The following is a 12841-nucleotide window of genomic DNA, read 5'->3' as shown; positions in this document are numbered from 1 at the left end:
CATGGCGAAAGCTACAACAATCAAGATCAAGCTGCTGTCGACAGCCGACACCGGTACCTTCTACGTCACCACCAAGAACAGCCGTACGTTCACGGACAAGATGACGAAGACGAAGTACGACCCGGTTGTACGCAAGCACGTTGAATTCAAGGAAACCAAGATCAAGTAATTTCTTGATCGGGTCTCCGACAAAAGCGCGCCCAACGGGCGCGTTTTTTGTTTGTGCCGAAGGAAGAGGCTGCCACCAGCCTTGTCGCGCCCAGAGGCTTTGCAGGCGGCCAATAAGGCCCGCCTTCCCCCGCTGCCCCGGAAATTGCCGCCGTTACTGGCAAAGCGCGCGAGCAGCCATGGGTAAGTCCGACCATATGCTCTGACGCCCCGCCCGCCGCCGCAATCATTCAAATGATCAGAAGAAGAAGTATCCCAAGGGCCACGCATCCCCCCTGCCCCGTATCACGACCTCACACATGACGTGAACGAAGACGACCGCACAAGCCGCTACGCTGCGACACGCGCACCACGAACAGGCAATTTTCGGGAAGAAGGCGGTCGGCCAACGATGCGATTACGGCACGAGGAACCGATTCGTACATCGTCAGCCGACCGACCCCACGATTCAGGAGATGCGGCGGACCTGAGCATCATGGGGCATTCAAACTACGCAATACCAGCCCCTGACGAGCGAAATCGCGACGGCTAAAGCCGCTATCATTCATCATCACAAGACGGATAAACCGCCGGAAGAACTGTTACTCTCAATAGGGAGTGTGCGCAGAAGTAAAATAAAAATCAACAAATTCTTAAGCCAGAGATACATCACCTGGGAAACATGGTTAAGTATACAAAGCTGGCACACTATAGTTGCCGGAGAGATTGAATTCAACGCATTTTTCAACTTGAACTCTATTTATATCGCCAATCTGCATCTTTTCATTGCAAAGCGATAAAATACATCCAAGGTCAATGGCTTGCAGTCTCGCGACGCCCGCCCCGTATCCCCGAATAACTATTTCGCCGGGATATGACGGAGAGATTGCGCAATATTCTTAGTTAATCCGCCGCTGACGCTCAGGCAGCGGCGGCAACGACGCGGTTGCGACCAGCGTGTTTCGCCTCGTAGAGCGCCTTGTCGGCCTGCTTCAGGATTTCATCCGGTGCGCCGAAGGCGCCACTGCTGGTGGCGATACCGAGGGAGGCGGTAATGCTCAATTCCCGGTCGATGGAACGAACATAAAAAGGCTTGTCCTCGACTATCGCCCGCAGGCGCTCGGCGACGCTTGCCGCAAGCTCCATCGGCGTATCGGGCATGACGACGACGAACTCCTCCCCGCCATAACGGCAGGCGAGATCCGCGCCGCGCACCGTGCTGCGAATGCGCGCTGCAAATTCCCGCAGCACCTCATCACCGACATCGTGGCCATAGGTATCGTTGACCAGCTTGAAGCGGTCTATATCGGTCATGCAGATGGAGATCGGTCGGCCGCGAACGGCAGCACGGTCGAAGAGTATCTTCAGGTGGTTGTCGAGGTAACGGCGATTGTTGAGGCCGGTCAGCCCGTCGACAATGGCGAGTTCCATCGTGTGCTGGAGATTGAGCCGCAGATGCTCGTTGTAGCGCTTGCGCCTGATCTGCGTCAGCGAGCGCGCGACGAGTTCGTTCGGATCGATCGGGCGGAGAATGTAATCATTCACGCCGAGATCGAGCGCCCGCGCCACCATATCGTCCGCCCCCTGCTCCGCCACCAGAAGCAGCGGCAGGAAACGGGTGCGTTCCAGCGAGCGAAGCTGCGAGCACAGCCTCAGCGGATCGTAATTCTCGAAATTGGAATTGACGATGACGAGCTCGAACGGATTGCCCGCGGCCTTGAGCAAGGCCGCCTGCGGCTCGGTGACGGCATCGACCTCCGCAACCGGCTTCAGCGCCCGCACGATACGTTCCTGCGAGCTGGCGCGGCCATCCGCAACCAGCACGCGGCCGGGCGTCTGCATCAGGCCATCGCTGCGCAGCATCTCCTCGATGCCGATCTGCCGTGCGGTTTCGGCGCGCAGCCGCAATTCGTCGCTGACGGCCTTGAGGCGCACGAGGCTTTTGACACGGGCGATGAGTTGAAGGTCGTTGACCGGCTTGGTGAGAAAATCGTCGGCGCCGGCCTTGAGGCCGCGCACGCGGTCTGACGGCTGATCGAGTGCCGTGACCATCACCACCGGAATATGTGCGGTATTCGGATTGGCCTTCAGCCTTTCGCAGACCTCGAAACCATCCATGCCCGGCATCATGATATCGAGCAGGATGATATCGACCTGCTCTTCGTCGCAGATCGCCAGCGCCTTGAAACCATCCTCGGCGGTGACGACATCGAAATATTCCGCCAGAAGGCGGGCTTCGAGAAGCTTCACATTGGCCGGAATATCGTCAACAACCAGAACTCTCGCCGTCATAACCGTTCCCCAGTCGCCTCACGCATCGCCCAGATAAGTCTTGATGACTTCGATGAACTTCGGAACGGAAATCGGCTTCGACACATAGGCCTCGCATCCGCCCTGGCGAATCCGTTCCTCATCGCCCTTCATGGCGAAGGCCGTGACCGCGATGACCGGGATGACATGCAACTCGTCATCTTCCTTCAGCCACTTCGTCACCTCCAGCCCCGAAACTTCCGGCAGCTGGATATCCATGAGGATGAGGTCCGGGCGGTGCTTGCGGGCGAGATCGAGCGCTTCCATGCCGTTGCGCGTCTGAATCGTCGTATAACCGGACGCCTCGATCAGGTCGCGAAAGAGCTTCATGTTCAGCTCGTTGTCTTCGACTATCATGACCTGCTTGGGCATGGTGAGCAGTCCCCGTTTCGCTTTGAAACCTTCATCCAGACATATAAGTTGCCAGAGAACCGATTCCATCGTCCATTTGTTGCGCAAGGCTAGAGGGATTTGGTTTCAAAATAGGTAACTTCGGGGAAGAAATGCTGCGCGATACGAAAAACAAAGGCAATGCCGGCCAGGATCCGCAAGAAACGGCAGCCGCCATACTTGGCTGGTTGGCAAACGAACCGGAAATGCTGGCGCGTTTTCTGGCGCTGAGCGGGTTGCAGGCCAATATGCTGCGCCAGGCCGTCAACGATCCCGGCTTTCTTGCGGGCCTCACCGATTTTCTGATGAGCCATGAACCGGACCTGATGGCGTTTTGCGCCGCGACCGATACTTCCCCCGAAACAGTGGCGGCCGCCTGGCATCACTTTTCCGGGCCGGGGCTGGATTCAGGCGTGTATTGACGGGTCGCCAGCCGGAGGCGGTCAGCGTTTCAGCAATGTGCGGGCATAGGATTCCAGCACCGCATTCATGCGCGTCTGGTATCCCTTGCCGGTGGATTTATAAGCCTCGACGACGGACTTCTTGACCCTCAGCGTGATCTGCTGCGTCCCTTCCGGCTCCACGAGTTTTGCATTCGCCCAGAAGCGCTCATCCAGTTCGGGAATATCGCTGTAGTCAATCTTCTCGTCAGGCAAGGCTGCCAGTTCTTCAAGGCTCAGTTCTTTTTCGTATTTCTTCGTCATAACGTTTCCTTTCGCGGCGGTTTGCCGGCCGGGCGGAGATGATGCGGGTTCGACCGGCACGATCGGTATGGATGACCGCCAGAAATACTATTCCTTCGATCTGCCCTATGCTGTGATAGCGCGTCTCTCCATAGGCCGCGCGCTCATCGACCCATGAAAGAACCGCACCCTCGAAGATTCGAATCGCCGTCTGAAATCCGACGCCATGCTTTCGGATGTTGGACCGGTTTTTCTCTTCATCCCATTCGAACATGCGTAAAAAATCATCTACAATTGTAACTACAAATATGGGTGAAGATCAAATATTTCTCTACGATGTGCAAGTTTTCCCATGTACCGGGGTTTTCATATCCGGGCTTTGTCGCGAACGCCCCTTGAGCCGTTCCCACGGCCGGAGTATGGTCAGCAACGTTCTGGTTTTGTTTTCGGCCCATGTCCACGTCGCAACCCTATGATCCCGGTTTTTGCCGCGACTGTCTGGCCGGCCAGCCAGAGGGGCTGAGGCGTTGCCGCGCCTGTGGCAGCCCGCGGCTTGTTTATAATGCCGAACTCTACGATCTGAGCATTGCCCATATCGACTGCGACGCCTTTTATGCCTCCGTTGAAAAACGGGACAATCCGGAACTGGCCGACAAGCCTGTGATCGTTGGCGGCGGCAAGCGTGGGGTGGTTTCCACCGCCTGTTATATCGCCCGCATTCACGGCGTGCGTTCCGCCATGCCCATGTTCAAGGCGCTGGAAGCCTGTCCTGACGCAATCGTCATCAAGCCGGATATGGAAAAATACAGCCGTGTCGGGCGCGAAATCCGGGCGATGATGCAGGAATTGACGCCTCTGGTGCAGCCGCTTTCCATAGACGAGGCGTTTCTCGATCTTTCCGGCACCGAGAAGCTGCATCACGATCCGCCGGCCCGTGTGCTGGCGAAATTCGCCCGGCGCGTGGAAAAGGAAGTGGGCGTGACCGTTTCCGCCGGGCTTTCCTATTGCAAATTTCTCGCCAAGGTCGCGTCCGACCTGCAAAAGCCGCGCGGCTTTTCGGTGATCGGCGAAACGGAGGCGCTGTCCTTTCTGGCGACACGGCCGGTCACCACCATCTGGGGCGTCGGCAAGGCCTTCGCGGCGACGCTGGAGGCGGACGGTATCCGCATGATCGCGCAACTGCAGGAGATGGAGGAAAGCGAGCTGATGCGCCGCTATGGCGTGATGGGGCAACGCCTCTTCCGGCTTTCGCGCGGCATTGACGAGCGGCATGTGCACAATAACGACCCCGTCAAAAGCGTCTCTTCCGAAACCACCTTCTTCAACGATATTTCCCGCCATGAGGATCTGGTGCCGATCCTGCGCTCGCTTTCCGAAAAGGTTGCCTGGCGGCTGAAAAAGAGCGGCATTGCCGGCCAGACGGTGGTGCTGAAGATGAAGACGGCAGACTTCAAGCTTCGCACCCGCAACCGCAAGCTGGACGACCCCACGCAGCTTGCCGACCGGATTTTCCGCACCGGCCTTTCGCTGCTGGAAAAGGAAACGGACGGCACCAGGTTCCGCCTCATCGGCATCGGCGTCAGCGATCTGCGCGATGCGGGTCTGGCCGATCCGCCCGATCTCGTCGACAAACAGGCGGGGCGCCGGGCTGCGGCGGAAGCGGCGATGGACAAGCTGCGTGACAAGTTCGGCAAGGGCAGCGTCGAGACCGGCTATACGTTCGGAACGCGCAAATAACAGTTGCGGGATTGTGCGACAGGTCGCGCAATCCTGTCCTGGCCGCCTCGCGACGGATATATTTTAGATTTTACACAAATTAGTGATGTTGCGAATGAGCGGTCCTTAAACTTCATTAAACTTCGCATGATTGAGTGAGGCAAGTTTTGTACATGTGGTGTATTGCGTCATGTCCCTCCGCCTCCGTCTTATGGCCGGCATGCTGTCGGCCAGCATTCTTGCCTTTCCGGCGCTTGCCGCTGACAGCAGGTCCCTGCAGATACTGGTATCGAAAAGCGACCAGTCGCTCGCGCTTTATGAGAACGGCGAAATCGTCGCCACCTCGAAGGTCTCCACCGGCAAGGCCGGACATGAGACACCGAGCGGCATCTTCTCGATTCTGGAAAAGCGCAAATACCACGAGTCGAATATTTACTCGGCCGCGCCCATGCCCTTCATGCAGCGGCTGACATGGTCCGGAATCGCACTGCACGAAGGCAAGGTGCCGAACTATCCGGCCTCGCATGGCTGCGTGCGCCTGCCGTCCAAATTCGCCAAGTCTCTCTTCGGAGATACCCGGACCGGCGTGCATGTCATCATCACCGACCGGCCGGTCTCGCTGCGCTTTGTGCAGCATCCGGCGCTGTTTCAGCCGCGCGACGATGCCGATGACGGCAAGCTGCTTCTTTCGGATGTGGAATTGCGCCCGGCGACTTTCGATGCGGCTTTGGGGACGGTCGAGGTTGCCGTCAATGAAAAGACCCAGGCCCTCAAGCCGGTGGCGAAGACCAGGGAGCCCTCGCCCCTGCGCATTCTCATCACCCGGCGCGGCGAGCGGGAAAAGGTGATGGATATTCAGACCGTGCTGACCCGCCTCGGCTTCGATGCCGGTTCAGCCGATGGTTATGCCGGGGAGATGACGATCAGCGCCATCAATGGTTTCAAGCGCTGGAAGGGGCTGAAAACCACCGGCCCGCTTTTGACCGACGCCTTCGTGACGGCGCTTTATGCCTCCGCCGGTGAAGACCACCCACCGACCGGCCAGATCATGGTGCGGCAGGATTTCAAGCCGCTGTTCGAAGCAGCCATCGACATCAAGGACCCGGAAGTGGCGCTCGGAACCCATTTCTTCGAAGCCGTATCCGTGGATCGCGCCGCCGGAACCGCCGAATGGAACGGCGTGACGCTGGAAAACCATCTGCCGGCGGCGGCCCGCAAGCGGCTCGGCATCTCCGTTACCGAAGCGCCGGGCGGTTTCGATCAATTGAGCGCCGTACTCGGCCGCCTCGAAATTCCGACGGAAATACGCAGCCGGATCGAGCAGGAGCTTTCAAGCGGCAGCTCGATCACCGTTTCCGATATCAGTCACCAGCTGGAGACAGGCACTGGAACGGACTTCATCACCGTGACTAAAGAAGGGCCGGTATGAGCGATGTGTGAGGCCTCAAGCCTCACACCAGTTCCACATCGACGACACCGGGCGCGGACCGCAGCGCAGCGGCGATTTCCGGTGAGATGCGGTATTTCTCCGTCAGCTCCACCTCGATTTCGCGGCTGCCCTCATCCTTGATGACGATGAAATAGACCGAGCCATCGCCCTTCGTATTGAGGTGGCGGGCCACCGTTTTCAGCGGGCCGGAATCGCGCACATAAACACGCAACGCCTTCTGCATCTGCACGGATTTCTCTTCCAGCGACTGCGCCGTCTGGATACGCAGACCGATGCCTTCCGGACGCTCTTCCGCCTGCACGGTGATGACCAGCGATTTACCGACCTCGAGCAGATCGCGGAACTGGCCGAGCCCTTCGGAAAACAGCACCGCCTCATATTGGCCCGATGCGTCCGAGAAGGTGACGATGCCCATCTTGTTGCCGGTGCGGGTCTTGCGCTCCTGCTTGCCGGTCACGGTGCCGGCCAGACGCCCGGCAGTCGCGCCCTGTTTCACCGCGGCGGAAAAATCGGCGAAATTCTGCACCCGCAGCTTTTCCAGCACGGGGCGGTAGGTATCGAGCGGATGGGCGGTGAGGTAAAAACCGAGCACCTGATATTCGCGCAGCAGCTTTTCGGAGGCGAGCCAGGGCTGGAAGGCGGGAAGGATGAGCTTTTCCGGGCCGCTTCCACCACCCGAGCCAAACATGTCCGATTGTCCAATGGCGCGGTTGTTCTGCGCCATCTGCGCATAACCGATGATGCGGTCCAGCCCGCCGATCAGCTCGGCGCGGTCGCGGCCGAAACAATCGAAAGCGCCGGCATTGATCAGGCTTTCCAGCACACGCCGGTTGATCTGCTTGGGATCGATGCGCAGGCAGAAATCCTCAAGGCTCGTGAACGGCTTGCCGTCGCGTACCTGGACGATGTGCTCCACCGCCCCTTCGCCCACGCCCTTGATGGCGGCGAGCGAATAATAGATGCGGTTCTCGCCCGTCTCGAATTGCCGGAACGACGTCTGCACCGAAGGTGCGACGACCTCGATGCCAAGGCGGCCGGCATCCTGGCGGAAATCGTTGAGCTTTTCCGTGTTCGCCATATCGAGCGTCATGGAGGCCGCCAGGAACTCCACCGGATAATGCGCCTTCATATAGGCGGTCTGGTAGGACACGATGGCGTAGGCGGCGGCGTGGCTCTTGTTGAAGCCGTAATTGGCGAATTTCGCGAGAAGGTCGAAGATGGTGTTGGCCTGCGGCTTCGAGACGCCGTTCTCGATGGCGCCGTCGACGAAACGCTCGCGCTGCTTGTCCATCTCCTCCTTGATCTTCTTGCCCATGGCGCGGCGCAGAAGATCGGCTTCGCCGAGCGAATAACCGGAGAGGACCTGGGCGATCTGCATCACCTGTTCCTGATAAACGATAACGCCCTGCGTTTCCTTGAGCAGATGGTCAATGGTCGGATGGATCGATTCCAGCTCCTCCTCGCCATGTTTGCGGGCATTATAGACCGGGATGTTTTCCATCGGGCCGGGGCGATAAAGCGCCACCAGCGCGATGATGTCCTCGATGCAGTCCGGCCGCATGCCGATCAGCGCCTTGCGCATGCCGGCACTTTCCACCTGGAACACGCCGATGGTTTCGCCGCGCGAGAGCATCTCGTAGGTTTTGGCGTCATCCAGCGGAATCGCCGCGAGATCGACCTTGATGCCGCGCTTGGCAACGAAATCGACGGCGACCTTCAGCACCGTCAGCGTCTTCAGGCCGAGGAAGTCGAATTTGACGAGGCCGGCGCTTTCCACCCATTTCATGTTGAACTGGGTGACCGGCATATCCGAGCGCGGATCGCGATACATCGGCACCAGCTTCGACAGCGGGCGGTCACCGATGACGATACCGGCGGCGTGGGTGGAGGCGTGGCGGTAAAGCCCTTCGATCTTCTGGGCGATATCCAGAAGGCGGGCAACCACCGGCTCCTTGTCCGCCTCTTCCTGCAGGCGCGGCTCTTCCTCGATCGCTTTCGACAGGGGTGTCGGGTTGGCCGGGTTGTTGGGCACCAGCTTGCAGATCTTGTCCACCTGCCCATAGGGCATTTCCAGCACGCGGCCGACATCGCGCAAGGCCGCGCGCGCCTGCAGCGAACCGAAGGTGATGATCTGCGCCACCTGCTCGCGGCCATATTTGGCCTGCACGTAACGGATCACCTCTTCGCGACGGTCCTGACAGAAGTCGATATCGAAGTCGGGCATCGAAACGCGTTCAGGATTGAGGAAGCGTTCGAACAGCAGCGAGAAGCGCAGAGGATCGACATCGGTAATCGTGAGCGCATAAGCGACTAGCGAGCCCGCACCCGAACCGCGGCCCGGCCCAACTGGAATATCGTGCTGCTTGGCCCATTTGATGAAGTCGGCAACGATCAGAAAGTAACCGGGGAACTTCATGCGCGAGATGACACCGAGTTCGAAATCGAGCCTGTCGCGATAGTCCTGCTCGGTATAGCCGGCCGCCATGCCGAGCGCCGCCAGCCGCTGATCCAGCCCCTCCACCGCCTGGCGGCGAAGCTCTTCGGCTTCGGCGTGTTCCGCCGCCTCCGGGTCATCGCTGGCGCCGGTGAAACGCGGCAGGATCGGCCCGCGCTTCTTCAGCACATAGGAGCAGCGCAGCGCGATCTCGACGGTGTTTTCCAGCGCCTCGGGAAGATCGGCAAACAGCGCCGCCATTTCCGCCCGACTTTTGAGGTAATGGTCGGGCGTGAGCCGGAACCGGCTGTCATCGGAGACGATGGCGTTATGCGCCACAGCCATCAACGCATCATGCGCCTCATAATCGGCCTTGGAAGGGAAAAACGCTTCGTTGGTGGCAACCAGCGGAATATCATGGTCATAAGCAAGGCCGATCATGCGCCGCTCATGGGAACGGTCATAACCAGACTGGCGCTGCAATTCGATATAAAGCCTATCACCGAAAAGTGACTTCAGCGTCAGCAGCCGTTCTTTCGCCTGGGCAGCGTGACCTTCCTTCAAGGCCATATCCACCGGACCGCCGGATGCGCCCGTCAGCGCGATCAGGCCGGCATTGGAAGCTTCCTCCAGCCATGCACGGGTAATATGCACGGAATGGCCGCTGCCCTCGCCTTCCAGATAGGCGCGGCTGACGATATCCACCAGCCGCTCGTAACCTTCGGCATTGGCCGCCAGCAGAACGATGGCGGGAAGTTTCTGAAGGTGGCTGTTGTGGTTGCGGCGGTCCTCCGCCGCATCCTGCATGTCGATCGACAGCTGGCAGCCGATGATTGGCTGCAAACCTTCATCGCGCGCCTTTTCGGAAAATTCCAGCGCAACAAAGAGGTTGTTGGTATCGGTAATGGCAATGGCCGGCTGGCCGTCCGAGACGGCCTTGGACATGATTTTCTTGAGGGGCAAGGCCCCCTCAAGCAGGGAATAGGCGGAATGAACCCGCAAATGGACGAAACCGGGAGTTTTCAGCGTTTCGCCAGAGGTCTCTCCACGCACAACCGCATCGCCCATATCATCATCCTGTCATTCTGAATCGAGGGGGCGATTTTCCGATTTCCGGCGCTCAAAGTCCACCGCTTTACGGCGTCCATACAGGTTTCTGCGCCGGCGTGCCCTTCACAGGGCGGTGAGTATCACCGAAAAGCTGGCTACGAAGACAGCGATGGAGGCAAAAGCGGCAACGTCACGGATGAAATCAGTCATTGGTCTCTCCTTACTCGTTATGTTCCAACTTTGTTCTCATTTTGTTCGATTGTCAACAGGGTTTTGCTGATATTCCCCTTGCTAATGCCGCAGAATCGCCTTCGGTTCCCGCAGGGGGAACAGCAAACCCCTGACTCCAAAGCGAAAAAACCCGGAGGTAAAAACACCGCCGGGTTCGGAAAAAATTCAAACTTGGAGAACAGGCGTTCTCTGGAGGGATCGACTCGCCAGCTTGGCGCAACCCGTCCCGGAACCGTCATTCACCACAATTGGCGGGAATGATCGTTTCGAGTGCTATGAAAAAATTGGCGCACGAGGGTCTTGCCTCGCGCATCAGCTCAGAAATCGACGATCTTGCCGTCGGCCAGCGTCACACGCCGGTCCATGCGGGCGGCGAGTTCATGATTGTGGGTGGCGATCAGCGCCGCGAGGCCGGATTGGCGTACCAGCGCCTCCAGCGCGTCGAAAACATAGTGCGCTGTTTCCGGATCGAGATTGCCGGTCGGCTCATCGGCGAGCAGCAGCAACGGCGCGTTGGCGACGGCGCGGGCAATGGCGACACGTTGCTGTTCACCGCCGGAGAGTTCCGCCGGGCGGTGCTCACCGCGATGCCCCACCCGCATATAGTCGAGCAGCGCACTGGCGCGCTTGTGGGCTTCGGCCTGTGTCAGACCGGCGATGAGCTGCGGCATCATCACATTTTCCACCGCCGAGAATTCCGGCAGGAGGTGATGGAACTGGTAGACAAAGCCGATATCGCTGCGGCGGATCGCGGTTCGCGTTTCATCCGGCAGGTCATTGCAGGGTGCGCCGTTAATATAGACCTCGCCGGCATCTGGATGTTCGAGAAGTCCCGCCAGATGCAGCAGCGTGGATTTGCCGGTTCCCGAAGGAGCGACCAGCGCCACCATCTCGCCGCTCTTCAATTCGAAATCAGCCTTGCGCAGAATGGAAAGCGACGTCTCGCCCTGACCATAGGTTCTCTCGACGCCAGTAAGCCGCAGCACTGTTTTTTTTGCCATATTGCGAAGCGGTCCTTATTCGTAACGCAGGGCCTGCACCGGATCGAGCTTGGAAGCCCGCCATGCTGGAAAGATCGTTGCCAGGAAAGAGAGCGTCAGCGCCATGATGACAACGGAAATGGTCTCGCTGATATCCATTTCGGCCGGAAGCTGGCTCAGGAAATAAAGCTGCGGGTCAAACAGCACCGTGCCGGATATCCAGGAGAAGAACTGCCGGATGGATTCCACATTGAGGCAGACGATGACGCCGAGCGCCACGCCGGCAAAGGTGCCGACCATGCCGATGGCCGCCCCGGTCATGAAGAAGATGCGCATCACGGAGCCGGAGCTTGCGCCCATGGTACGCAGAATGGCGATGTCGCTGCCCTTGTCCTTCACCAGCATGATGAGGCCGGAAATGATGTTCAGCGCCGCCACCAGAACGATGAGGGTGAGGATCATGAACATCACGTTTCTTTCCACCTGCAGGGCGGAAAAGAAGGTCTGGTTCCGCTGTCTCCAGTCGGTGATATAGATCTGCCGTTCGGCGGCCTGTTCCACCAGCGGACGGATTCCGTCGACATCGTCGGGGCGGCTGACATAAAGCTCGATGGACTGCACGAGGCCTTCGGCATTGAAATAAAGCTGGGCTTCGGACAGCGGCATATAGATCATCGAGGCGTCATATTCCGACATGCCGATCTCGAAGACGCCGGATATCTTGTAGGATTTGACGCGCGGATTGACGCCCATCGGCGTCACGTCGCCTTCCGGGGAAATGAGGGTGATGTCGTCACCGGCCGTTACGCCGAGCTGGGCGGCGAGCCTTGAGCCGACAAGAACGCCATCTCCGGCCATGAAGCCAACCAGATCGCCAGTCTTGATGTTGGTGGCGACTTCCTTGACCTTGTCGATATCCTCCTGGCGCACGCCGCGCACCAGAGCGCCGGAACCCGCGCCGCCGCGGCCGGAGGCGAGCGTCTGGCCTTCCACCAGCGGCAAGGCCATGGTGACGCCGGGAACGGCGGCAAACTTCTTCGCCAGCTCATCATAATTATTGAAGGGCTGGTCGATAGGCTGCACGATCATATGGCCGTTGATGCCGAGAATGCGCGAAATGAGCTCGGTACGGAACCCGTTCATCACCGCCATGACGATGATGAGCGTCGCCACGCCCAGCATGATGCCGACAAAGGAGAAACCGGCGATGACGGAAATGAACGCTTCCTTGCGCCGCGACCGCAGATAACGCCAGGCCACCATGCGTTCAAAAGCGGAAAACGGCCGGGCGGTCTTTGCCCCGGCGGAAACAGCCGCACCCTTGTCAGCCTCGGCTTGTGCCATGTCGTCTCCCTGATCTCAAACTGCAAGGCCGGTCTTTTCCGAAAACCGGCCCATATTTCTGCGGCATCTGCGTTACGAAACCGGAGCGGACTTCGGGTGAAGCCGC

11 protein-coding genes are annotated in these 12841 nt (G+C 59.1%); 4 read left to right on the top strand and 7 right to left on the bottom strand.

The features are described from left to right. Nucleotide 1: 1 nt before the first annotated feature. On the top strand, nucleotides 2-169 hold the full coding sequence (gene rpmG / locus CFBP4996_RS04850; protein WP_003496403.1) for a 50S ribosomal protein L33: 168 nt from the start codon (nucleotides 2-4) through the stop codon (nucleotides 167-169). A gap of 899 nt (nucleotides 170-1068) precedes the next feature. Here rpmG and CFBP4996_RS04845 read toward each other — a convergent pair. Both CFBP4996_RS04845 and CFBP4996_RS04840 read right to left on the bottom strand, forming a co-directional pair. Beyond that, nucleotides 1069-2439, bottom strand: coding sequence for a PleD family two-component system response regulator (locus tag CFBP4996_RS04845; protein WP_020810655.1), 1371 nt, complete (start codon nucleotides 2437-2439; stop codon nucleotides 1069-1071). An 18-nt stretch (nucleotides 2440-2457) separates the two neighbouring features. Further along, nucleotides 2458-2829: a response regulator gene (locus CFBP4996_RS04840; RefSeq protein ID WP_003521498.1), complete on the bottom strand. Its 372-nt coding sequence runs from the start codon at nucleotides 2827-2829 to the stop codon at nucleotides 2458-2460. Nucleotides 2830-2960: 131 nt separating this feature from the next. Between CFBP4996_RS04840 and CFBP4996_RS04835 the strand changes: the two genes are divergently transcribed. Beyond that, a complete protein-coding gene (locus tag CFBP4996_RS04835) occupies nucleotides 2961-3269 on the top strand; it encodes a DUF3572 domain-containing protein (protein WP_003521499.1) in 309 nt (102 codons plus the stop codon). A gap of 21 nt (nucleotides 3270-3290) precedes the next feature. Here the strand turns inward: CFBP4996_RS04835 and CFBP4996_RS04830 are convergent, their stop codons facing one another. Together CFBP4996_RS04830 and CFBP4996_RS04825 are read right to left on the bottom strand one after the other, a co-directional pair. Beyond that, on the bottom strand, nucleotides 3291-3551 hold the full coding sequence (locus CFBP4996_RS04830; protein ID WP_003502419.1) for a BrnA antitoxin family protein: 261 nt from the start codon (nucleotides 3549-3551) through the stop codon (nucleotides 3291-3293). Further along, nucleotides 3517-3804: a BrnT family toxin gene (locus CFBP4996_RS04825; RefSeq protein WP_080852202.1), complete on the bottom strand. Its 288-nt coding sequence runs from the start codon at nucleotides 3802-3804 to the stop codon at nucleotides 3517-3519. The genes CFBP4996_RS04830 and CFBP4996_RS04825 overlap by 35 nt, the downstream gene beginning before the upstream one ends. A gap of 179 nt (nucleotides 3805-3983) precedes the next feature. On the opposite strand from CFBP4996_RS04825, the gene CFBP4996_RS04820 reads away from it, so the two are divergent. Both CFBP4996_RS04820 and CFBP4996_RS04815 read left to right on the top strand, forming a co-directional pair. Continuing rightward, on the top strand, nucleotides 3984-5267 hold the full coding sequence (locus tag CFBP4996_RS04820) for a DNA polymerase IV (protein ID WP_080852203.1): 1284 nt from the start codon (nucleotides 3984-3986) through the stop codon (nucleotides 5265-5267). Between the two features lie 169 nt (nucleotides 5268-5436). Then, the gene (locus tag CFBP4996_RS04815; protein WP_080852204.1) at nucleotides 5437-6675 is read left to right on the top strand and encodes a L,D-transpeptidase family protein; all 1239 of its coding nucleotides are present in this window, start codon (nucleotides 5437-5439) and stop codon (nucleotides 6673-6675) included. 22 nt (nucleotides 6676-6697) lie between these two features. Here CFBP4996_RS04815 and dnaE read toward each other — a convergent pair whose 3' ends face one another. From dnaE to CFBP4996_RS04800, 3 genes are all read right to left on the bottom strand, one after another. Beyond that, nucleotides 6698-10198: a DNA polymerase III subunit alpha gene (gene dnaE / locus CFBP4996_RS04810; protein ID WP_080852205.1), complete on the bottom strand. Its 3501-nt coding sequence runs from the start codon at nucleotides 10196-10198 to the stop codon at nucleotides 6698-6700. A gap of 530 nt (nucleotides 10199-10728) precedes the next feature. Beyond that, nucleotides 10729-11412, bottom strand: coding sequence for an ABC transporter ATP-binding protein (locus tag CFBP4996_RS04805; protein WP_003521506.1), 684 nt, complete (start codon nucleotides 11410-11412; stop codon nucleotides 10729-10731). Nucleotides 11413-11427: 15 nt separating this feature from the next. Further along, nucleotides 11428-12735, bottom strand: a complete 1308-nt coding sequence (locus tag CFBP4996_RS04800) for a lipoprotein-releasing ABC transporter permease subunit (protein WP_003521507.1) — start codon at nucleotides 12733-12735, stop codon at nucleotides 11428-11430. Nucleotides 12736-12841: the final 106 nt, after the last annotated feature.

The sequence above is a fragment of the Agrobacterium leguminum genome, from assembly GCF_005144435.2.
Lineage (GTDB): Bacteria > Pseudomonadota > Alphaproteobacteria > Rhizobiales > Rhizobiaceae > Agrobacterium > Agrobacterium leguminum.
This window is presented reverse-complemented; position numbering and strand designations above follow the sequence as displayed.

Bases quoted from the DNA above. Each gene is read 5' to 3' on its own strand.
- CFBP4996_RS04800 (WP_003521507.1), bottom strand. From the start codon at position 12,735: ATGGCACAAGCCGAGGCTGACAAGGGTGCGGCTGTTTCCGCCGGGGCA.
- CFBP4996_RS04835 (WP_003521499.1), top strand. From the start codon at position 2,961: ATGCTGCGCGATACGAAAAACAAAGGCAATGCCGGCCAGGATCCGCAA.
- dnaE (WP_080852205.1), bottom strand. From the start codon at position 10,198: ATGGGCGATGCGGTTGTGCGTGGAGAGACCTCTGGCGAAACGCTGAAA.
- CFBP4996_RS04830 (WP_003502419.1), bottom strand. From the start codon at position 3,551: ATGACGAAGAAATACGAAAAAGAACTGAGCCTTGAAGAACTGGCAGCC.
- CFBP4996_RS04840 (WP_003521498.1), bottom strand. From the start codon at position 2,829: ATGCCCAAGCAGGTCATGATAGTCGAAGACAACGAGCTGAACATGAAG.
- rpmG (WP_003496403.1), top strand. From the start codon at position 2: ATGGCGAAAGCTACAACAATCAAGATCAAGCTGCTGTCGACAGCCGAC.
- CFBP4996_RS04825 (WP_080852202.1), bottom strand. From the start codon at position 3,804: ATGTTCGAATGGGATGAAGAGAAAAACCGGTCCAACATCCGAAAGCAT.
- CFBP4996_RS04845 (WP_020810655.1), bottom strand. From the start codon at position 2,439: ATGACGGCGAGAGTTCTGGTTGTTGACGATATTCCGGCCAATGTGAAG.
- CFBP4996_RS04815 (WP_080852204.1), top strand. From the start codon at position 5,437: ATGTCCCTCCGCCTCCGTCTTATGGCCGGCATGCTGTCGGCCAGCATT.
- CFBP4996_RS04805 (WP_003521506.1), bottom strand. From the start codon at position 11,412: ATGGCAAAAAAAACAGTGCTGCGGCTTACTGGCGTCGAGAGAACCTAT.
- CFBP4996_RS04820 (WP_080852203.1), top strand. From the start codon at position 3,984: ATGTCCACGTCGCAACCCTATGATCCCGGTTTTTGCCGCGACTGTCTG.